The sequence below is a fragment of the Jannaschia aquimarina genome (genome assembly GCF_000877395.1).
GTDB classification, from domain to species: Bacteria; Pseudomonadota; Alphaproteobacteria; order Rhodobacterales; family Rhodobacteraceae; genus Jannaschia; species Jannaschia aquimarina.
Map to the genome: position 1 here is coordinate 1 of NZ_JYFE01000038.1, position 20509 is coordinate 20509.

General features: G+C 63.6%; 24 protein-coding genes and 1 tRNA gene. 6 read left to right on the forward strand and 19 right to left on the reverse strand.

Translation table 11 applies throughout. The annotated features are described in order from the left end of the window. The 4 genes from jaqu_RS10140 to tsf all read left to right on the forward strand — a co-directional run. Nucleotides 1-597 (forward strand): HAD-IA family hydrolase (locus jaqu_RS10140; RefSeq protein WP_043918868.1); only part of this gene is annotated, 597 nt, incomplete at its 5' end. An 88-nt stretch (nucleotides 598-685) separates the two neighbouring features. Then, the gene (locus tag jaqu_RS10145) at nucleotides 686-1243 is read left to right on the forward strand and encodes a lipid-binding SYLF domain-containing protein (RefSeq protein ID WP_043918869.1); all 558 of its coding nucleotides are present in this window, start codon (nucleotides 686-688) and stop codon (nucleotides 1241-1243) included. Nucleotides 1244-1604: 361 nt separating this feature from the next. Continuing rightward, nucleotides 1605-2423, forward strand: coding sequence for a 30S ribosomal protein S2 (gene rpsB, locus jaqu_RS10150; protein WP_043918884.1), 819 nt, complete (start codon nucleotides 1605-1607; stop codon nucleotides 2421-2423). A 79-nt stretch (nucleotides 2424-2502) separates the two neighbouring features. Beyond that, the gene (gene tsf, locus jaqu_RS10155) at nucleotides 2503-3378 is read left to right on the forward strand and encodes a translation elongation factor Ts (protein ID WP_043918885.1); all 876 of its coding nucleotides are present in this window, start codon (nucleotides 2503-2505) and stop codon (nucleotides 3376-3378) included. 314 nt (nucleotides 3379-3692) lie between these two features. Here the strand turns inward: tsf and jaqu_RS10160 are convergent, their stop codons facing one another. From jaqu_RS10160 to jaqu_RS21370, 10 genes are all read right to left on the reverse strand, one after another. After that, on the reverse strand, nucleotides 3693-4448 hold the full coding sequence (locus tag jaqu_RS10160; RefSeq protein WP_043918870.1) for a helix-turn-helix transcriptional regulator: 756 nt from the start codon (nucleotides 4446-4448) through the stop codon (nucleotides 3693-3695). Further along, nucleotides 4445-4882 (reverse strand): type II 3-dehydroquinate dehydratase, encoded by a 438-nt coding sequence (aroQ, locus tag jaqu_RS10165; protein WP_043918871.1) that lies wholly within the window; start codon nucleotides 4880-4882, stop codon nucleotides 4445-4447. Before aroQ ends, jaqu_RS10160 begins: the two co-directional genes overlap by 4 nt. 133 nt (nucleotides 4883-5015) lie before the next feature. Continuing rightward, nucleotides 5016-5705: a phosphate regulon transcriptional regulator PhoB gene (phoB, locus tag jaqu_RS10170; RefSeq protein WP_043918872.1), complete on the reverse strand. Its 690-nt coding sequence runs from the start codon at nucleotides 5703-5705 to the stop codon at nucleotides 5016-5018. A 2-nt stretch (nucleotides 5706-5707) separates the two neighbouring features. Next, nucleotides 5708-6427 carry a phosphate signaling complex protein PhoU gene (gene phoU, locus jaqu_RS10175; RefSeq protein WP_043918873.1) on the reverse strand — a complete coding sequence of 240 codons (720 nt, stop codon included), beginning with the start codon at nucleotides 6425-6427 and terminating at the stop codon, nucleotides 5708-5710. Between the two features lie 4 nt (nucleotides 6428-6431). Further along, nucleotides 6432-7229, reverse strand: a complete 798-nt coding sequence (gene pstB, locus jaqu_RS10180; protein ID WP_043918886.1) for a phosphate ABC transporter ATP-binding protein PstB — start codon at nucleotides 7227-7229, stop codon at nucleotides 6432-6434. Nucleotides 7230-7234: 5 nt separating this feature from the next. Beyond that, nucleotides 7235-8593, reverse strand: a complete 1359-nt coding sequence (pstA, locus tag jaqu_RS10185; protein WP_043918874.1) for a phosphate ABC transporter permease PstA — start codon at nucleotides 8591-8593, stop codon at nucleotides 7235-7237. Further along, nucleotides 8590-10059 (reverse strand): phosphate ABC transporter permease subunit PstC, encoded by a 1470-nt coding sequence (gene pstC, locus jaqu_RS10190; RefSeq protein ID WP_043918875.1) that lies wholly within the window; start codon nucleotides 10057-10059, stop codon nucleotides 8590-8592. The genes pstA and pstC overlap by 4 nt, the downstream gene beginning before the upstream one ends. Nucleotides 10060-10157: 98 nt before the next feature. After that, the gene (locus jaqu_RS10195; RefSeq protein WP_043918876.1) at nucleotides 10158-11189 is read right to left on the reverse strand and encodes a substrate-binding domain-containing protein; all 1032 of its coding nucleotides are present in this window, start codon (nucleotides 11187-11189) and stop codon (nucleotides 10158-10160) included. A 120-nt stretch (nucleotides 11190-11309) separates the two neighbouring features. Continuing rightward, entirely contained in the window at nucleotides 11310-12371 is a 1062-nt protein-coding gene (locus jaqu_RS10200) for an ATP-binding protein (protein ID WP_043918877.1), read from the reverse strand. Between the two features lie 5 nt (nucleotides 12372-12376). Continuing rightward, nucleotides 12377-12787, reverse strand: coding sequence for a hypothetical protein (locus jaqu_RS21370; RefSeq protein ID WP_141134394.1), 411 nt, complete (start codon nucleotides 12785-12787; stop codon nucleotides 12377-12379). Here jaqu_RS21370 and jaqu_RS21650 point away from each other — a divergent pair. After that, entirely contained in the window at nucleotides 12767-12931 is a 165-nt protein-coding gene (locus jaqu_RS21650) for a hypothetical protein (RefSeq protein WP_161793857.1), read from the forward strand. The two genes, jaqu_RS21370 and jaqu_RS21650, sit on opposite strands and share 21 nt — an antisense overlap. On the opposite strand, the gene jaqu_RS10210 is transcribed toward jaqu_RS21650, so the two are convergent. From jaqu_RS10210 to jaqu_RS10250, 9 genes are all read right to left on the reverse strand, one after another. Next, on the reverse strand, nucleotides 12928-14190 hold the full coding sequence (locus jaqu_RS10210; protein WP_043918879.1) for a glutamate-5-semialdehyde dehydrogenase: 1263 nt from the start codon (nucleotides 14188-14190) through the stop codon (nucleotides 12928-12930). The genes jaqu_RS21650 and jaqu_RS10210 overlap by 4 nt on opposite strands. After that, nucleotides 14190-15290 (reverse strand): glutamate 5-kinase, encoded by a 1101-nt coding sequence (gene proB, locus jaqu_RS10215; protein WP_043918880.1) that lies wholly within the window; start codon nucleotides 15288-15290, stop codon nucleotides 14190-14192. Before proB ends, jaqu_RS10210 begins: the two co-directional genes overlap by 1 nt. Then, complete coding sequence (obgE, locus tag jaqu_RS10220) at nucleotides 15275-16297, reverse strand: GTPase ObgE (protein WP_043918881.1); 1023 nt, start codon at nucleotides 16295-16297, stop codon at nucleotides 15275-15277. The genes proB and obgE overlap by 16 nt, the downstream gene beginning before the upstream one ends. 31 nt (nucleotides 16298-16328) lie before the next feature. Beyond that, a complete protein-coding gene (locus tag jaqu_RS10225; RefSeq protein ID WP_043918882.1) occupies nucleotides 16329-16895 on the reverse strand; it encodes a GNAT family N-acetyltransferase in 567 nt (188 codons plus the stop codon). Next, a complete protein-coding gene (locus tag jaqu_RS10230; protein WP_043918887.1) occupies nucleotides 16892-17494 on the reverse strand; it encodes a LysE family translocator in 603 nt (200 codons plus the stop codon). Before jaqu_RS10230 ends, jaqu_RS10225 begins: the two co-directional genes overlap by 4 nt. Further along, nucleotides 17491-18024 carry a GNAT family N-acetyltransferase gene (locus jaqu_RS10235; RefSeq protein ID WP_052500906.1) on the reverse strand — a complete coding sequence of 178 codons (534 nt, stop codon included), beginning with the start codon at nucleotides 18022-18024 and terminating at the stop codon, nucleotides 17491-17493. The genes jaqu_RS10230 and jaqu_RS10235 overlap by 4 nt, the downstream gene beginning before the upstream one ends. A gap of 68 nt (nucleotides 18025-18092) precedes the next feature. Then, a complete protein-coding gene (rpmA, locus tag jaqu_RS10240; protein ID WP_043918883.1) occupies nucleotides 18093-18362 on the reverse strand; it encodes a 50S ribosomal protein L27 in 270 nt (89 codons plus the stop codon). A gap of 6 nt (nucleotides 18363-18368) precedes the next feature. Then, nucleotides 18369-19130 (reverse strand): 50S ribosomal protein L21, encoded by a 762-nt coding sequence (locus tag jaqu_RS10245; RefSeq protein ID WP_043918889.1) that lies wholly within the window; start codon nucleotides 19128-19130, stop codon nucleotides 18369-18371. 179 nt (nucleotides 19131-19309) lie between these two features. Further along, nucleotides 19310-20194 (reverse strand): DUF2059 domain-containing protein, encoded by an 885-nt coding sequence (locus jaqu_RS10250; RefSeq protein WP_161793858.1) that lies wholly within the window; start codon nucleotides 20192-20194, stop codon nucleotides 19310-19312. A 178-nt stretch (nucleotides 20195-20372) separates the two neighbouring features. Between jaqu_RS10250 and jaqu_RS10255 the strand changes: the two genes are divergently transcribed. Further along, nucleotides 20373-20462 (forward strand) — tRNA-Ser (locus jaqu_RS10255). The last annotated feature ends 47 nt before the right edge of the window (nucleotides 20463-20509 follow it).

The window sequence follows — 20509 nt, forward strand, 5'->3', positions numbered from 1 at the left end:
GCGCCGCCGCGCCCCCGCGACATCCGGTCCGTGATCGGGCTTTCCCTGCCGCAAATGGTCGATGTTCTCGCCTCTGACGCGCCGCGCACCCTGCGCGAAAAGATCGTTGCGGGATATCGGCTCCGCTATTTCGACGCCGTGGAGAACGAGGATCCGCCGGTCTTCGACGGGGCAGAACCCGCGATCCTCCGGCTGAAGGCGGCTGGCGTCCAGATGGGCCTGACCACGGGCAAGTCGCAGAGGTCGCTCGACTTCGTTCTCGAGCGGATGCGTTGGCGCGACTGGTTCGCGACGATCCAGACCGCCGACGACAACCCGTCCAAGCCGGACCCGACAATGATCGTGAGGGCCCTCGCCGAAACCGGCCGCGAGGCTTCGGACACGATCCTCGTGGGCGATACGCGCTATGACATGCGCATGGCGCGCGCGGCCGGCGTCCCGGCGATCGGCGTCGGCTGGGGGTACAATGCGCCCGACGAATTGCGGGCCGAAGGCGCCTCGGCCATCGCAACCGATTTCGGCCATCTGGTCTCGATCCTGTCGGCGTGGCGCCAAACCCACGACGACGCGGCGGATATGGCCGTGCGCGACGTCTAGCGGGTGACAATCCGGCCATGATCTGCTAGCCCAACTCCATAGGAAGGGGCGCAAGACCCCTCGGGCAGACATTGGACAGGACAGACCCATGACCGCTTTCTCGCGTCGCCGCTTTATGGCGGCTGTCTCCGCTCCGCTGGCCTTGGTGGCCTGCGGCAACGGGGTGAATTCGCCCGGCTCGCAGCGCATCGACGCGCGGGTGAACCAGGCGATCAACTTCATGTATTCGGAAGTCCCGGGCAGCGAGACCCTGGCCCAACGCTCCTCCGGGATGCTGATGATGCCGCTCGTGACCGAAGCCGGGCTGGGACTCGGCGGCGCCTATGGCCGCGGAGCGCTGCTGATCGACGGCGTGACGGTGGACTATTATTCGACGACCTCCGCCTCGGCCGGGCTCCAGATCGGGGCGCAGCAATACAGCCACGCGCTCTTCTTCATGACCGACCGCGCGCTGCAGGACTTCCGCATGTCGTCCGGCTGGGTCGCCGGAGCCGATCTGGAATACGCGGTCTCGACCCGGCGCGGCGCGCTGACGACAGACACGACGACGCTGCTGACCCCGGTCGTCGCGGTCGTCTTCGGACAGGCCGGCCTGATCGCCGGCGCGACGGTCGAGGGCGCCAAGTACAACCGCATCATCCCCTGAATGTACGGGGCCCCGGCGGGACCGCCGGCCATGGGACACCGCCTGCTTCCTCTCGTCTCAAATACTCCCGCCGGAGGCCCGGATCGGACGGGGCTCGATGCCCGGTCCGATCCGCCCCCGGGCGGGCCGCGCAAGGCGGCGCGCAACCGGGCCGGTGCCGATTGTGCAGACAGGGGGTGCACAGGGGGTGCACAGGGGGTGCACACGTTTTTCGCCCTTGCATCGGCCTCGATCCGATGGCACATGCGCGCCACTTCACAGGCGGGGGCGGGCCCCCGGGGGAGACATCCCCGGACGGTCCACCGGTTGAGCGCAGGCTCTAATCCCCCGTCGAGGATCAAACCGGAAAGGTATGCAAGTCATGGCTCTGCCTGAATTTTCTCTGCGTCAACTGCTCGAGGCCGGCGTTCACTTCGGCCACCAGACCCAGCGCTGGAATCCGCGCATGGCGCCCTACATCTACGGCGCCAAGAACGGTATCCACATCATGGACCTGACGCAGACGGTTCCGATGCTGGACCAAGCCCTTCAAGTCGTTCAGGAAACCGTCGCTAGGGGCGGCCGCATCCTGTTTGTCGGCACCAAGCGCCAAGCGCAAAAGCCCATCGCCGATGCCGCCGAGCGGTGCGCGCAATACTACATGAACCACCGTTGGCTCGGCGGAACGCTGACCAACTGGAAGACCGTCTCGAACTCGATCAACCGCCTCAAGGAGATCGACGAGAAGATGGCGGAAGGCGCTGAAGGCCTTACGAAGAAAGAGCGTATCGGCATGGAGCGCGACCAGCAGAAGCTGACGGCCTCCTTGGGCGGCATCCGCGAGATGGGCGGCCTGCCGGACCTGCTGTTCATCATCGACGTGAACAAGGAAGACCTCGCTATCGCCGAGGCCAAGAAGCTGGGCATCCCGGTCGTCGCCGTCGTGGATACCAATTGCTCGCCCGAAGGCGTGGATTACATCATCCCCGGCAACGACGACGCGGCCCGTGCCATCGCGCTTTACTGTGATCTGATCTCCCGCGCCGCTCTGGACGGCATGAGCGCGCAACTCGGTGCCGCCGGCGTCGATCTCGGCGAGCTCGAAGATGGTGCCGACGCAACGGATGCCGCAGGCGACGACGAGACCGGCCCGGAAGAGGCGCAGCCGGCCGGAGAACAAGCGGTTCCCGCGGAGACCTGACGGCGGGCCGTCACAGGCATGTCGCGGATGCGGGGCAGGGGCCCCGCATCCGGAAATTCCCTTTTGAAGGAGAGAGATGATGGCGATCACCGCTGCACAGGTGAAAGAGCTTCGCGACTCGACGGGCGCGGGCATGATGGACGCCAAGAAGGCGCTGACCGAGACCGATGGCGACATGGAAGCTGCGGTCGACTGGCTGCGCACCAAGGGCCTTGCCAAGGCTGCCAAGAAGTCGGGGCGGACGGCAGCCGAAGGCTTGGTCGCCGTCGCCGTTGAGGGCGGTACCGGCGTCGCGGTCGAGGTGAATTCCGAGACCGACTTCGTCGCCAAGAACGCCGAGTTCCAGACGATGGTGAAGGATATCGCGCAGACGGCGCTGAACGTGCCGGATCTGGGCATGCTGACCGACACGGAAATCGGCGGGAAGACGATCGGCGCGATCATCACCGACAAGATCGCCACGATCGGCGAGAACATGTCCGTTCGCAGAATGGAAAAGCTCTCGGGTTCCGCCATCACGACCTACGTGCATAACGCCGCGGCGCCCGACATGGGCAAGATCGGCGTCCTTGTCGCGCTATCGGGTGAGAACGCGGCCTTCGGCAAGCAGGTCGCGATGCATATCGCCGCGACCAACCCCGCCGCGCTCAACGAGGCCGAACTCGATCAGGCCATCGTCGAGAAAGAGCGTCAGGTCCAGATCGACATCGCCCGCGAGAGTGGGAAGCCTGAGCAGGTCATCGAGAAGATGATCGAAGGCCGGATGAAGAAGTACATGGCCGAGGTGACCCTGGTGAACCAGGCCTTTGTCGTGAACCCCGATGTCACGGTCGGCGACGCCGCCAAAGAGGCTGGCGTCGAGATCACCGGCTATGTCCGCCTCGAAGTCGGCGAGGGGATCGAGAAGGTACAAGAAGACTTCGCCGCCGAAGTCGCGAAGGCCGCGCAAGGCTGACCCTTCAAGATCGGCTGACAAGTATCTGAAAATGAACGGCGCCGGGTGGGAAGACCCCGGCGCCGTTCTGTCTGGCGCATTCGGGGATGACCGCGCCAAGACCTGCGCCGTCGTCCCGGATAGACCAATTCCCCGGGCGCCGGCTGCCGGATTTCACCGGCGGGAACCGACGGGCGCCCCAAATTCCGGACCTACCCCCGATCCCGACTAGTCCATGGCCAATTGCCATCACTCACAAGACGGGATCAGGATGAGGATTACCCTTGCGTTAACCAAGTAAGGCAATCCCTACCTTGTCAGCCTCGCGGTCCTGATCAGAACAGGAACACTTGGTTCTGAACGCTGACTTTTCGGATCGCCTGGGCGGTGGTCTCGACATCCAAAGCCTCGCGCGCGAGACGCAGATGCTTCTCGACCGTTGCCGGGTTGCGCTCCAGGATCAGGGCGACGTCCTGAACCGTCTTGCCGTCGGCGACCAGTTCAAGAACTTCGCGCTGGCGCGGCGTCAACACCCGGACATGGTCGCCATGGGGCAGGGAGATCATGGCGAGATGGGCGACGTGGGACACCAACTCGATCTCTGCGCCGTGCTCGGCCCAGAGCTCGTCCATCGCGTCCTGGTTCATCTTCGTTGAAGACAGACCCACACCAAAGCCCGCACGCGGAGAGGACCGGGGAAAGCTGATCGCGTATCCCGCCACCACGCCCTGCCGGGCGTTGAACTCCAGCACCTTCATCTCAGCCGGGGTCAGTCGTCCTTCGACGGCATCTCTGTGGACATCCCGAAAGGATCTGACACCGACTTCCGTCATGGCCCAGCGCACCATCGGGGCATCCCGAAACAGGCCGCCTTCGATATAGATGTCTGTGTAATGCTTGCTGTAGTTTGTCAGGATCAGGGCGTCCTTGACGTCTCCCAAGCCGTACAACGTCCGGAAATGCGTCGCCGCGTAGAACATCCGGTCGATGCCGAATTCCTCCGCGTAGGAGGTCCAGAGCGTCCAGACTTCGTCGACGCCGGTAGCCTTCGTTATCTTATCAAGCAGCTCAGGAATATGCGAGCGGATCATGTCGTCCCCCGTGAAGCGAGCGCGCGAAGCGCAAGATCGTAACCAATAATGCCAAGCCCTGCGATTACACCGGCACAGACCGGTGCGATCATCGACTGATGTCGAAAGCTCTCGCGCGCGTGGATGTTCGAGATGTGAACCTCGATACAGGGCAGGCCGACGGCGGAGATGGCGTCGCGCAGAGCGATGGATGTATGAGTGTAAGCACCCGCGTTTAGGACGAGGCCGTCATGACGACCGCGGGCCTCTTGGATCGCGTCGACGAGGACGCCTTCTACATTCGACTGAAACGTCGCGACCTCGATCCCCAGGTCCTTGCCGATCTGTCGGCAGCGTTCCTCGACTTCGGCAAGCGTCGTGCTGCCGTAGGTCTCTGGTTCACGCGTACCGAGAAGATTCAGGTTCGGGCCGTTGATGACAAGGACAGAGGGCATTCCGGGTGATCCATGAAGTGATTGGATCAGACCTTTACCTTGCGGCATCGACGTGTCGAGAGACCGTTCACCGCCTTCACGCTAAAATCACGCACCGTGTGTCTTTTACATAATCTCGATTAACGGAGTATTGTCAGCCGAGCGCGTAGCCCGCCCCGCGCACCGTCCGGATCGGATCATCCGTCCCCGTCGCGTTCCGCAGCGCCTTGCGCAGCCGGCCGACATGGACGTCCACGGTACGGCTGTCGACGTAGATGTCGCGCCCCCAGACCCGGTCCAGAAGCTGTTCTCGCGACCAGACACGCCCCGGCCGTTCCAGGAAGGTGGTCAGCAGCCTGAACTCCGTGGGCCCGAGGTGGAGCTCCTCGCCCGCGCGGTAGACCCGATGCGCCCCGGTATCGACGGACACGTCGTCGAATTCGAGAAGCTCTCCGACGGCCCCCGGACGCACGCGGCGCAACTGGGTCCGGACGCGGGCCATCAATTCCACCACCGAATACGGCTTGACCACGTAGTCATCCGCGCCGGTTTCGAGGCCTCTGACCCTGTCGACTTCCTCCGCCCGTGCCGAGATCATGATGACCGGAATGTCCCGCGTCTCGCTTCGTGCCTTCAGGCGACGGCAAACCTCGATCCCGGAAATCTCCGGAAGCATCCAGTCGAGCAGGATCAGGTCAGGACTATCCTCGCGAGCCATATCGAGCGCGGCATCGCCACTGGTCGCCTGAGCAACCTCGTATCCTTCGGCCTCAAGGTTGTAGACCAGAATCTCGCGCTGCGGCGCCTCGTCTTCCACAACAAGAACAGAGGGTTGCGAGACCATGCTCAACCCTCGTTGCTGGTCGAGGAAATGGAGGTCATGTCGGCCTTGACGCGCTCGTCCTCGGGCAACTCACCCGTGACACGCCAGATCACCTGTTCCGCGATTCCGGTGACCAGATCGCCCATCCGTTCGATATTCTTGGCCATGAAGTGGAGATGCATGCAGGCCGTGATATTGCGCGGGTCCTCCATCATGTGGGTAAGCAACTCGCGGAAGAGACCGTTGTACATCTGATCCACTTCCTCGTCCCGCGCCCGAACGTCCGCGGCGAGATCTGCGTCCCGCTGTATCGACGCATCCAGTGCGTCCTTGAGCATGACCTGGACCAGTTTGGACATCCGGCGCAGGCTGGGTGTCGCGCCCTCGACAGGATGCATATCAGCAATGATCGCAGTACGTTTCGCCATGTTCTTCGCGTAGTCGCCGATCCGTTCGAGCGCGGCGGAGATACGGAAAATCGTCAGCACCGTCCGCAGATCGGACGCGATGGGCTGGCGAAGGGCGATCAGTCGCGCCGCCTCTTCGTTGAGGCGCTCTTCTGTCGCGTCGATGGCACGATCGCCCTGTCGAACAGCTTCAGCCAACTCGACGTCGCCGGCGACCAATGCTTCCGTCGCGCGACCGATGGCCTCTTCGACCTGGCCGCCCATCTTCATGATCATGGCCTCGATCGCTTCAAGATCACGATCGAACGCTCTGGAAATATGTGGATTCTCGTTCATCGAATCATCCGATCCGGCCGGTGATGTAATTCTCCGTCCGCTCGTCCTTGGGGTTCGTAAAGATCTCGGCTGTGTCGTCGTACTCGACCAGTTCGCCGAGATGGAAATACGCGGTCTTCTGGCTGACACGGCTCGCTTGGCTCATCGAGTGGGTCACGATGACGACGCTGAAGTTGCGGCGCAAATCGTGGATCAGGTTTTCGACCTGATCCGTCGCGATCGGATCGAGTGCCGAACATGGCTCGTCCATCAGGAGGATTTCGGGCGACGTCGCGACGGCGCGGGCAATGCAGAGTCGCTGTTGCTGACCGCCCGACAGCCCGGTTCCCGCGGCGTCGAGGCGATCCTTGACCTCATCCCACAGTGCGGCCTTGCGCAGAGAATCCTCCACGATGGCGTCGAGGTCGGCCTTGTCCTTCGCCAGACCGTGGATCTTCGGCCCGTAGGCTACATTGTCGTAGATGGATTTCGGAAACGGGTTCGGCTTCTGAAAGACCATTCCGACCTTCGCCCGCAACTGGACCGGATCGACCCGCCGGTCGTAGATGTCTTCGGCGTCGATCAGGATCTCGCCTTCGACCCTCGCGATCGGGATCGTGTCGTTCATCCGGTTGATGCACCGCAGGAACGTCGACTTCCCGCAGCCCGATGGACCGATGAAGGCCGTGACGGTCTTGTCGACGATATTGACGTCGACATCCTTGATCGCGTGGTTATCGCCGTAGAAAACCTGCACCCCCCGTGCCGCGATTTTCACGTCCGTCATATCCACGTCTCTTTCGCTCAGTCTCATGTCGTTCATCGCGATCACCAGCGGCGCTCGAACCGGCGACGCAGGAGGATCGCTGCCAGGTTCATAAGGAAAAGGAAGAGAAGAAGCACGATGATCGCGCCCGATGCCCGCTCGACGAAAGCGGGATCGGATCTCTGAGTGAAGTTGTAGATCTGCACGGGAAGCGCGGTGGCGGGATCGAACAGGCCGCCCTCCCATGGTGCGTCGGGGTATTCGCGCACGAACGCGACCATTCCGATCAGGAGGAGCGGCGCCGTCTCTCCCAAGGCTTGCGCGAGACCAATGATCGTCCCGGTCAGAATGCCGGGCATCGCCAGCGGAAGAACATGGTGAAACACCGTCTGCATCTTCGAGGCCCCTACCCCGAGGGCAGCATCGCGGATCGAAGGCGGCACCGCCTTCAGCGCAGCGCGCGTCGCGATGATGATCGTCGGCAACGTCATCAGCGTCAGGACGAGGCCTCCGACGATCGGCGCCGATTGCGGCAGCCCGGCGAAGTTGATGAAGACGGCGAGGCCCAGGATGCCGAAGACGATAGAAGGCACTGCGGCGAGGTTCGAGATATTCACCTCGACGAGATCCGTGAATCGGTTTTGCGGCGCGAACTCCTCCAGATAGATCGATGCGGCCACGCCGATGGGCAGTGCAAGCGCCAGCACGACGAGCATCATGTAGAGACTGCCAAGAATCGCGACGCCGAGCCCCGCGGCTTCGGGACGTGTGACCGACGCATCCGGCGCAGTGAAGAAGTCGAAGTTGAAGCCGGTCGCCAGCAAACCTTCGGCTTTCAACGCCTCCGCCAGGCGCAGCTGCTCGGGTGAGATGTTCTGGTCCAGTTCGGCCGTGGCGTAGGTCACCCTGCCCTTGAAGAACCCGTCGATCCGTCCACTGGCCAGCACTTCGACGGGCATGGTTTGTCCGAGCAAGTCGGGATTGGCGAGGACGAAATTCCGAAGCTGAGCCACGCTTTCGTCCGAGACGATGTCGGCAATGTCGCCCGCGTCCAATTCCGTTTCGATCCCCGCATCCGCAATCGTGCCGACAAGCGCGTCGCGCAGCAGGGGGGCGTAACCGAAGGTCGTGACGCGCGCCATCTCGGCCGGGTCGCGATTGCCTTCCGGGTCGAGCCGGTCCGCCACAAGCGTGACCGGGACCTGAATGGTGGTTTGCCGAAATGAGGAGAGGCCGTTCGATAGGATCGAGGTCAGCAGGAACACCAGCATCAGGATACCGATGCAGATGGCCGTCAGCCCGTAAATGCGGAAGCGATTTTCTGCCGCGTTTCGCTTGATGGTACGGGTATCCTGCCTCAGGAGAGACCCCTGCCCCACGCGAGAGCGGGCGCCCGGGGCGGGTGCGGTCGCGTCGGTCATTCGTACTGCTCCCGGTACTTGCGGACGATGTAGAGGGCGAGGACATTCAGTCCCAGCGTGATCACGAAGAGCGTCAGGCCAAGCGCAAAGGCGACCAGTGTCTCCGGTGAGGAAAAGTCCGTGTCGCCAGTCAGTTGCGAGACGATCTTGACCGTTACCGTGGTCATCGCCTCGAACGGATTGAGGTCAAGCCGCGCGGCGGCCCCTGCCCCGAGCACCACGATCATGGTCTCCCCGATGGCACGGGAGGCGGCCAGAAGGATGGCCCCCACGATGCCAGGAAGAGCCGCCGGAACGACGACCTGTTTGATCGTCTCGGATTGGGTCGCGCCCAGCCCCAGCGATCCGTCGCGCATCGCCTGCGGTACGGCGTTGATAATGTCGTCAGACAGCGACGACACGAAAGGAATGAGCATCACGCCCATGACCAATCCCGCCGTCATGACCGAGGATGCGGACGTCCCCAGCCCGAGGGGGGATGCGATCGCGTCCCGAAGAAGCGGACCGACCGTGATCAGCGCGAAGAGCCCGTAGACGATCGTTGGAATCCCCGCGAGGACCTCGAGCAACGGCTTTGCGATGCTCCGGAACTTCTTGCCGGCATATTCCGACAGGTAGATCGCCGAAAAGAGCCCGATGGGCACCGCGACCAGCAGCGCGATCAGCGAAATGTAGAGCGTGCCCCAGAGCAAGGGGATGATCCCGAGTTCCGAAGAACCGCCCCGACCCGAAAAGCTCGGGTCCCATGTCGTTGAAAAAAAGAACTCGCTTGCCGGGTACTGGCGGAAGAAGTTCACCGTCTCGAACAGCATCGACATGATGATGCCGAAGGTCGTCAAGATCGCGACGGTCGACGCCGCGACGAGGATCGTGAGGATCGCGTTCTCGACCGAATTGCGGGCGCGATAGTCCTTATCGGTTTTCATCAGGGTCCAGACAAAGCCCCCGACTGCAAGAAGGAGAACGAAAACGGCCATCGCGACGTTGCCTCGTCCGTCGAGCGTGCGATACTGCTGCGCTGCCGTCAGGGTCGTTTGTTCGACCTCCGACCCGACGGCGATGCCGATCTGGGCAAGGCGATCCCGGACGTCAGTCACATCGGCGCGCATGTCGCGCACCTCCTCGGCGCTTATCGCGCCAGACCGGATCGCCTGGTTCAGGCCGTCGGCGACGCGGCGGACATCGGACATGATCAGGCTGAGTTCACCCTCGTCCGAGTATTCCGCCTGGGGGATCAGCGTCGCGACCCGGCTTTCGACATAGAGGGGTTGCACGACGATCCAGGCCGCCATCACCAGCAATGCGGGTGCGGCGGCAAAAAGGGCGACGTTCGTTCCGTAGTAGCTTGGCAGGGAGTGGAGGACGCGATGGTCTCCGCCAGCGGATGCGAGGGCACGACGCCTTCCGAGAACCATTCCGGCAGCGGCGAGGACCGCGATCGCGGCGAGCAGCCAGATCAATGGCATGACATTTCCCCCGGGTTACGGTCGCGGCACAGCATATCCCGCTTCCATGCACCACGGGGCCCGAAGGCCCCGCAGCTGATCTCGCTTAAGCGCTGACCTTACTCGGTCATGTCCACTTCGTTTTCGACCGTTTCCTGCACGGAGGCGAGCTCCGGGTCGGAAACCAGACCATAATCCGCCAGCGGACCATTCGGACCGGCGATATCGTCGCTCACGAAGAAGGACGCGTATTCCTTGAGGCCGGGGATCACGCCGATATGCGCGCCCTTGATGTAGAAGAACAGCGGACGCGACACCGGGTACTCACCGGAGGCGATGGTCTCGGTCGAGGGAGCGACGCCAGACATGGTCGCGACCTTCAGGACGTCGGTGTTGTTCTCATAGAAGGACAGGCCGAACACGCCGACCCCATTCGGGTTCGAGTCGATCCGCGCGAGCGTCTCCGTGTAGTCTCCGGTGATATCGACCGCCACGCCGTCCGAGCGAACGGCCAGGCAGGCATCTTCGGCCTCGTCCTCGGACATGCCCGAGTCGATCATCGCCTGGAACGCGCCCGTCGCTTCGCACCCGGCCGCGATCACCTGCTCTTCGAAGACTTCGCGGGTGCCATGGTTGGTCCCGGGAATGAAGGCTGCGATGTCGACCGCAGGCAGATCGCCGTTGAAGTCGGACCATTGGGTGTGCGGGTTCTCGACCAGTTCACCATCCACGAGGACGCGGGCGCCCAACGCGTTGAACAGGTCCGAAGGCTCGAATGCCGTAAAGGCGGGACCGGTCTGCTGGCTGGCGAAGACGATTCCGTCATAGCCGATCCGGACCTCGATGATGTCGTCCACGCCGTTGGCGGCACATTCCTCGATCTCGCCGGCGCGGATCGCGCGCGAGGCATTCGCGATATCGAGAGTGTTCTCGCCGACGCCTTCGCAGAAGCGCCGCAGGCCCGCGGACGAGCCTCCGGATTCGACGACAGGCGTCGGAAAGCCGAAGTTCTCGCCAAAGGCCTCGGCAACGATCGATGCGTAGGGCAGCACGGTCGAAGAACCCGCGACCTGAACTTGATCCCGCGCGGCAGCAGCGGTTCCAAGTGCAACAAGCGCGAAGACCGAAACGGCCGTCTTGGTGAGGGACATAGATCTCTCCTGTCTGTCGGAGCCAGTTCCGGCCCCGGTCATCCGGGATACCCCCCGGGCATCCTCGGGGCGGCAGCTATGAGCCGGATGCTGGCCTTTTGTGACACATGCGTAACGGTTTTATGACAGGGTCGGTTCGGTCGCTGCCGGCAAGGTCACCCCGATGCGCGTCCCCTCCCCCGGCTTGCTTTCGATCTTGAGGCGACCCCGGTGCCGGTTGACGATATGCTTGACGATGGCCAGGCCCAGCCCCGTGCCGCCCTGTTGCCGAGATCGCCCGGTATCAACCCGATAGAACCGTTCCGTGAGACGCGGCAGATGCTCGGCAGCGATGCCCGGGCCGTCGTCGATGACACTCATCCGCCAGGCGGGGCCGCGAAGGACCGGCTCGCGTTGGACATAGTCCAGATCGACGCGCACGGTTCCGGGCTGTCTGCCGTACTTGATGGCATTCTCGACCAGATTTGCCACGACCTGCGTCAACTGGTCGGCATCGCCGAACACGTCGGCCCGCTCCGGTGTGTCGAGCACCAATTCGACCTGCTGGTCAGATGCTGTGAACGCCAGCAGTCCCACCACTTCCGAGAGAAGTGCGACAAGATCCACCCGGTCGCGCGGCTTCCTGCGAGACTGCCCTTCCAGCCGAGACAGGGAAAGAAGATCGACGACCAGACGGTTCATCCGGGACAGCTCCTGTCCGAGATGAGCGAGAAAGCGACGCTGCGCCTCCTCGTCTTTCTGTGCAGGGCCCTGCAACGTCTCGACATAGCCGATCATCGCGGTCAGCGGCGTTTTCAACTCGTGGCTGACATTTGCAACGAAATCGCGGCGCATCGCCGCCCCTTCCCCCTGTTCGGAGACGTCCCGGAAGATCAGCATCACCGGGCTTCGACCGTTCCGCAAAAGCGATGCCAGGGGCGTGATCCCCACCTCGAAAGCGGTCTCGACCGCGCCGTCGACATGAATAAAACGTGCGGTGCCGGACTGTTGACTGAAGAACGCGTTCTCCACCGGAGCAAGAAGGCCCGGTTGGCGGAGCACGCTGATATAGCTTTGCCCCTCGACCCACGCACCGAAACGATCCTTGGCTGCCGCGTTCGTCGCCGCCACGCGGCCCCGGTCGTCCAGAAGCATCGCGGGGTCGGCGAGCGCATTCAGCATCTCGATCAGGGGTGCAGGCATTGTCGTCAATCGGCCACTCCACCAAAGCCATCGTGCAGGCAAACCTGCATTTCGTCTTTCGAGGCCACCGCACCTTGTCTATCACCGACCGGGACGAGCAGTGCCGCGCCAAGCGGCCGGGACAGGATCTGGCACAGGGTAGACCCATGACCAGACATGGTGACAACAGGCAACCCAGTACGGCCGACGAGTCCGTCCTTGCCCGGGTAACGCGCGCGGATGTTCTGCTTGTCGGGCTGAGCGACGATGACGCGCGGGCGGTGCCTCAACGCCTGCTCGGAGCGCTTTCGCAAAGAACCGTCCGTGTTCCGTTCAGCGACCTTGAGCTTCTCGACCTGAAGGATGCGGTCGCGGTTCTTTCGCCCGTCGTCACTGCTGCTTTCGATGCGATCGACGTGGCCGGTCGCCTTCAGCAACAGGGGTTCCGGGGCAATTACATCGCATTTGCGACCGACATCCCCCACGAGGAGATGATCCGCGAAGAGATCGCCTCCGTCGCGCCCGGGATCGCACTGACGATCGTCCCCATGGGCCACGGCCCGCGCCTTGCCGACTGCTAGTCGCGGACCGCGCCGTCAGCCGTCACGAGATACTTGAAGCTGCAGAGCTGTTCGGCGCCAACCGGTCCCCTTGCATGCAGCTTGCCCGTGGCAATCCCGATCTCCGCCCCCATCCCGAACTCGCCGCCATCGGCGAATTGGGTCGACGCGTTGTGCATGAGGATGGCCGAGTCGAGTCGCTCGAAGAAGCGCGCGACCGGCGCGGCATCCTCGGCCAGAATGCAATCGGTGTGGTCACTGCCAAATTGGCGGATGTGGGCGATGGCCCCGTCCACATCATCGACGATCCGGGCGGCGATCTTCATGTCGAGGAACTCCGTCCCCCAATCGTCGTCGGTCGCTGCAACCGTCCCGCGTAGCCCTTCGCCTGCCCGGACCTCGACCCCGGCCTCCATCAGCATGTCGATCAAGTCCTGCCCAAGACTGTCGGCGATTTCCCGGTGGATCAGAAGGCATTCGGCCGATCCGCAAATCCCGGTCCGCCGCGTCTTGGCATTCAGGACGACATTGCGAGCCTTCCCAGGGTCGGCCGAGGTGTCGACATAAATGTGCACGATCCCTTCGAGATGGGCGAACACGGGCACCCGGGCCTCCCGCTGAACGAGACCGACAAGGCCTTTGCCGCCACGGGGAACGATGACGTCGATATGCTCGACAGCGGTCAGCATGGCCAGTACGGCAGCTCGGTCCCGCGTCGGAACGAGCTGGATCGCGGCCTCCGGCAGCCCGGCAACGCGCAGCCCTTTGACCATCGCCGCGTGGATCGCCCGGCTCGAATGGAACCCTTCGGAGCCTCCGCGCAAGACCACCGCATTGCCCGCCTTTAGACAAAGCGCCCCTGCATCGGCAGTCACGTTCGGGCGACTTTCGTAGATTACGCCGATGACGCCCAGCGGCGTGCGGACGCGGCGAATATGCAGCCCGTTCGGCCGATCCCATTCGGCAGTCACGGCACCCACAGGATCGGATTGTGCTGCAATGGTACGGAGACTTTCGCAGATGGAGGCGATGCGCCCTTCATCCAGCCGCAAGCGGTCCATCATCGCATCCGACAGATCCTTGTCGCGCCCGAAGGCCATGTCCTGCTCATTCGCGGCGATCACCTCCGCCCGCGTGGCCCACAGCGCATCGGCCGCGGCCAGAAGGGCTGTCTCCTTCCGTTCGGACGGGGCAAAGGCCAGTTCCGCGGCGGCCGCGCGGGCGGCTTCACCGATCTGACTCATCAGAGCGGGAATATCGTCGGTGGATAACTCGTTCATCAGATCGCCATGTCGTCACGATGGATAAGGGCGGCCCGGCCGGGATATCCCAGCAGGTCCGCGATGTCACCCGACCGTCGCCCCTTGATCGCCCGTGCCTCCTGCGCGTCGTAGCGGATCAGACCCTGACCGATCGCACGTCCGTCTGGGCCCTCGATCGCTACGGGGTCACCACGTTCGAATTTACCGCCGACCCAGGTGACGCCCGCCGGCAGCAGCGACCGCCCCTGCCCCAATGCGGTGGCTGCGCCGTCGTCTATCGCGACCGTCCCCCGCGGTTTCATCGACGCGATCCAGCGTTTTCGGGCCGTTTGTGGATCATCCTTCGAACGGAACCAAGTCGCTCTCGCGCCCTGATCCAAAGCCAGAAGCGGCCGGTCCACGTCGCCGCGTGTGATCACAAGCGCGCAGCCGGCATCCGTCGCCGTGCGGGCCGCCATCAGCTTCGTCACCATGCCGCCTTTCGAGAGGCCAGAGACCCCCTCACCCGCCATAGCTGCGATGTCCGGGGTGATCTCTCGCACCTCGGCCAGATGCTCGGCTGTGGGGTCGATGTTCGGATTGGTCGTGTAAAGCCCGTCCACGTCGCTCAGCAGAATGCAGACATCCGCGCCCGCCATCGCGGCGACCTGAGCGGCAAGTCGGTCATTGTCGCCGAACCGGATCTCATCGGTTGCAATCGTGTCGTTTTCGTTGACCACGGGCACGACGCCCAACCCCAACAAGGTCTCGAACGTCGCGCGCATGTTCAGGTAGCGGCGCCGATCCTCGCTATCCTGAAGCGTCAGCAGCACCTGCGCCGAATGAAGCGGATCGAGAGCGCGCTCATAGGCGCGCGCAAGTCGGATCTGACCGACGGCGGCGGCAGCCTGCGACTGTTCCAGGGATAGAGGCGGCGCCAGTCCCAGGACACCCCGTCCCAAGGGAATCGACCCGGAAGACACGAGTACGACTTCGACGTCCTTCGCACGCAGATCGCTCACATCCGCGGCGAGGCCGGCCAGCCAGTCCTCTCGGAGCGACCCAGTCGCTCGCTCGACCAGCAGCGCCGAACCGATCTTGACGACGATCCGACGTGCCTCGGTCAGACGGGCGACCACGGCCCGTCCTCCTCCTCCGATGAGGTGTCCGGCCGGATCATGGCGCGCAACGAACGAAGTACTTCGGTCACGCCCTCACCCGAAACACCCGACATTCGCATGACCTTCGCGCCGCAAGCGGCTGACAAATAGTGAACTTTCTGCTCGACGTCATCCACCGCGTCGATTTTGTTGAGGACCGTCAGGCGCGGTTTCTCGGCCAGTCCCCCGCCATATTCCTCAAGCTCGGTGATCACGGTCCGGTAATCCGCCACGACATCATCCGACGTCCCGTCGACCAGATGCAGCAACGCCCCGCACCGCTCCACATGGCCCAGAAAGCGATCTCCGATGCCGCGTCCTTCATGCGCGCCCTCGATCAGGCCCGGGATATCGGCGACGACGAACTCGGCCCCGTCAACGCCGACGACGCCCAGATTGGGGACGAGCGTCGTGAAGGGATAATCCGCGATCTTGGGACGCGCGTTCGAGGTCGCAGCCAGAAAGGTGGACTTGCCCGCGTTCGGCAGCCCCAGAAGACCGACATCCGCGATCAGCTTCAACCGCAGCCAGATCGTCCTCTCGACCCCGGGTTGACCGGGATTGGCGCGGCGGGGCGCCTGATTGGTCGAGCTCTTGAAGTGCAGATTGCCAAAGCCGCCATTGCCGCCTTGCGCAAGCACGATCCTTTGCCCGACCTCGGTGAGATCCGCGATGACGGTCTCTTCATCCTCGTCCAGGATTTCCGTTCCGACCGGGACACGCAAGACGATGTCGTCGCCGTCCTTCCCGGTGCGCTGACGGCCCATACCGCCCTGCCCGTTCTTTGCAAAAAAATGTTGTTGGTACCGAAAGTCGATGAGCGTGTTCAGACCCTCAACGGCTTCGACCACCACGTCGCCTCCCCGGCCGCCATTCCCGCCGTCGGGGCCACCGTACTCAATGTACTTTTCGCGGCGAAACGAGATAGCCCCGTTTCCGCCCGCTCCGGAGCGGATGTAGACTTTGGCGAGGTCGAGAAACTTCATGGCCGGGCCTTACGCCCCGCCGGGCGCACCCTCAAGCCATCTGTCGGATATAGGTCCATTGCGGCTGAACCGATCCGCGAGCCGGGCAATACGCCTCGGCATCGCCGATATAGTCGAAGCCGGAATTCGTGAGCACACGCGCCGAAGCGGGATTATCCTGAAAGACCTTGCCGAAGACCTGCGCACAGCCCAACGGATTGGCCTCCATGAGTGCGCGCAGCGCCTCGGTGGCAAGGCCGGTGTTCCAGACCATTGGCGCGACCCAATATCCGATCTCGGCCTGTCCCCGATCCATAGGCTGAAGGCCGATCAGACCGACCAGTTCACCCAATCCGGCAGCCTCGGCATCCATGATCCAGATGGTTTCCGAATTCTCGCCCGAGAGGGTGCGGGTCACGAAAGTGTCGGTCGTCCCCGGCGGAAGCGGGTGCGGTATCGACGTGGTCATCTCGGCCACGCGCACATCCCCGGCATAGAGGTCGATCAAGCCCATGTCCGAGCGGCGCATGGGACGCAGACACAGGCGTTCGGTCTCGATGACCGGCTGGCCGTCGATCGCGACGTGATCGAGCCGGACGGGCGCGCTTTGAGGGGTCATGACTTGGCTCCTCCAAACAAGACGAACAGGACGCTGGCCACCGTTAACGCGGCCAAGGTGAACATAAGGTAACGCTCGCCCGCCGTGCCGCGCAGGCGGGCTGCCGCGACCGAACCGCCCCAGGTCCAGAGCGGGTGCAGCACCAATTGGCAGGCCAGAAGGATCGCCGCGATCGTCGCGGTCGCTTCCAAAGCAGACGTTCCGGGCGAAACGAAGGCGGTGAAGCCACCGGTGATCATCGCCCAAGCCTTCGGATTGAGCGGATGCACGATCAGCCCGGCCAGGAAACCGGGCGCGCGGGCATCCGTCCCTTCGACCAAGCGCATGTTGGCCACGCGCCAGGCGAGCCAGATGATATATGCGGCACTGATCCACTTGAGAGCCTCGAAGGCCCATGGATAGCTCTCCGCCAGTTCCATCAAGCCGAACCCGACAGGCCAGATGATGAGTTGCTTGCCCAATGCGACACCCGCCACGAAGGGCAGTGCCGCCCGCAGGCCATGGGCCGCCCCGGTCGTCATCAATGCCATGTTCGCTGGACCCGGCGTACCGACCTGACTGATCGCGAAGGCTGCGAACGGAAGGATTGCAACGCTCATGCCGCAGCCCGCCATTCGGTTGCCGGTAGGTCCATATTAAGGTCATCGACCCGACCCTTGGCCGTCAGCGCGGCCTCTCTCTCATGCCCATCGACGAGGCCGCAAGCCTCGTAGCACCGGATCGCACGTGCGGTCGTCGCCATGACCTGGATCGCGATCCGATGCAGCGCGAGCGTCTCGAATGCATGTTCGAGCAGCAGCCCGAGCGCCTCACAGCCCCATCCCATATCCGGCGGCGATTGTAGGCCGATGGCCATGCCAGCACGTCCCTCATTGAGCCAGACGTCATGCAGCGAGATCGTACCGATCAGCGCGCCGTCCCGGGCGATGACCCAAGCGTAGCCCTGTTGTATCTGACGCAACCAAGACGTTGCCCAGTCCATCTCGAGCGGCGGCACGGTATCGGAATGCACCCCAGACCATTTCGAGATCTCCGGATCTCGCCCGACCGCGACAAGAGTGTCGGCGCCCTCCCCCCGAGGGGCGCGCCGCACCGGCCCGGGGCCGGTCAGGGTAGAGATCTCGGGCATCCAATGCTCCCGAAACGAGAAAGGGGCCGGCGATGCCGACCCCCTGAGGTTGATCTGTGAAGATCGGCTTACTCGGCGGCCTCCGCCACGGGAAGGACATCGATGAAGGTTCGTCCCTTGAACCCCTTGCGGAAGGACACGGCACCTTCGGCTACGGCAAAGATCGTATGATCCTTACCCATGCCGACGCCCACGCCCGGATACCACTTTGTTCCGCGCTGGCGCACGATGATGTTGCCGGGAATGGCGGCCTGACCACCATAGAGCTTTACTCCGAGGCGGCGACCGGCAGAGTCGCGACCGTTCCGGCTGGAGCCACCTGCTTTTTTGTGTGCCATGCTCTGTTACTCCTTCTCGGCGGCCAGTTCTTTGGCCTTCTCGATCCAGTTGTCACGTTCGATCCGGCCTTTGAACGACAGCCGATCATCCATATAGGCGATCTCTTCGGGTCCCCAAGCGGCGATCTGATCGAAATGGTAGACACCGATTTCGTGCAGGACGCCTTCCAGCTTGGGTCCGACACCCTTGATCTTCTTCAGATCATCGGCCTGACCGTCCCGCGGCGCCTCCAGCAGGTTCGACGGCTTGGATCCGGTGGTATCGTCGCCCGTCACCGCCGCGGCAACGGCGGCGGTCGCGGCAACGGCGCCGACTGCCGCGGCAGCACCCGCGGCGACCTTCATGGCGGTCGACGTCTTGGAGGCCGCCTTCTTCGCCTTCGGGGCTTCGGCCTTCGCGCTTGCGGGAGCGGACCCCGCACCGGTCGCGGCCTTGACACCGGACTTGTCCCCGCCCGACGCCAGGATCTCGGTCACCCGCAGAAGCGTGAGCTGCTGGCGGTGGCCCTTCGTCCGCTTGGACGAATGTTTGCGGCGGCGCTTGACGAAGTGGATCAGCTTCTCGCCCTTGATCTGGTCGATCACGTCGGCCTGTACCGCGGCGCCCTCGATCGTCGGCGACCCGACGGTAACCTCGTCACCACCGATCATCAGAACGTCATTGAACTGGACGGTTTCACCGGCTTCGGCAGCCAACTTTTCGACCCGCAGGACATCGCCGGATGCGACGCGGTACTGCTTGCCCCCGGTCTTCATGACAGCGAACATCGCCATCTCCTCGATCTGTCGCGCCCTTTGGTCCCCGAACCGGGTGTTTCGGTGTCGTTCGACACCACCTGGAGCAGCGGCCCCTCGGCCGGGGCATATTACGAAATAGACGGGCCGCAAGCGATGCCTGCGGCCCATGGCGCGCCTCTCCCATGCCGGGACAGGCGTGTCAAGCGATGTCAGATGTCCTGCGTGGCCATGAAGCGGGCGGCGGCCAGACCCATTTCGTAAGACGTCTCCTCGAAGACGCGACCGAAGGCGGCAAAGAGAGCCGCATTCATTCTTCGCCCTGCCGGCGTCTCCACGAAGGCGATGTAGTCCGACAGTTCCTCGTCAGTGAGCCGTTCGTAGGCGAGGTTCAGATAGGCGTGCAGCCAAGTTCGCGTGGCTTTGCGAACCTGCTTCTCCTGACCCCAGACGAGGGCCAGCATCTCGCTCTCGGACATTTGCCGACGCATGGCGCCGCCATCGTCGAGGCCACGGTAGAACGCGTAATTCGCATTCAGCCCACCGGTGACGTTCGATGTCACGAGGTCCAGCGTCTCGATCAGGCGCCGCACGAGGGTCGCGCGGCTGTCCGCGGCGCGGAGCCGGTCCGCCGACGTCTTCATCGCGCTCGCCTCCACCTCTGCGTCGAGCATCGCGCGGCGCGAGGTCACCTCCCCTTCCGTGATCTTCGAGCCAAGCGAGCTCCGATAGAAGCGCATAGCGGCCGCGCGCTCGTCTGCGCCAAGCTCCTTGTCGAGCGTGGCGGTCAGGATGCGCATCAGACGATCCGGCGACTGGATGCGTGACACCGCCGTCGCCCAGGCTTCCCCGCCCCGACCGGGAAACAGGGAGCCTTCGAGCCCAAGCCCATGCCGCGCGCCCTCCGTCGCCACGATCCGCATCAGCGGCTCGAGGCGCGCGGCCTCCACGAGTTGTCCGAGCGTCGCCCGCTCGGCTGTCTCTTGCGCGACCACGTTACCGTCGGTCGGTTGGGTGCCCCGTTCTGCCCAGGCGGCGCCGCCAAGAAGCGTCGCACCGCATGCCAAGGTCAATAGAATTCTCGTCTTGCCTGTCATTGGAACCTGCTCTCTCGTTTTTTTCGTCCCCATTGGGATGGAAAACCGCATGAACCGATCCGTAAAGCCCCCAAGTTAATAACCTGTTTGACAGGGTGTCCTCAGTGCCACGCGCCCAAGGATCGGGCCCCCTTGCACGTCCGGCAGGCATTTGCCAAAAGCCGCGCACGATCCCCGCGGAGAGGTGCCGGAGTGGTCGAACGGGCCGGTTTCGAAAACCGGTGTGGGTGCAAGCCCACCCAGGGTTCGAATCCCTGTCTCTCCGCCATTTTCCCTTTTTGTTGGATCGGACTGGATCGTCCCTGAGCGGATGGA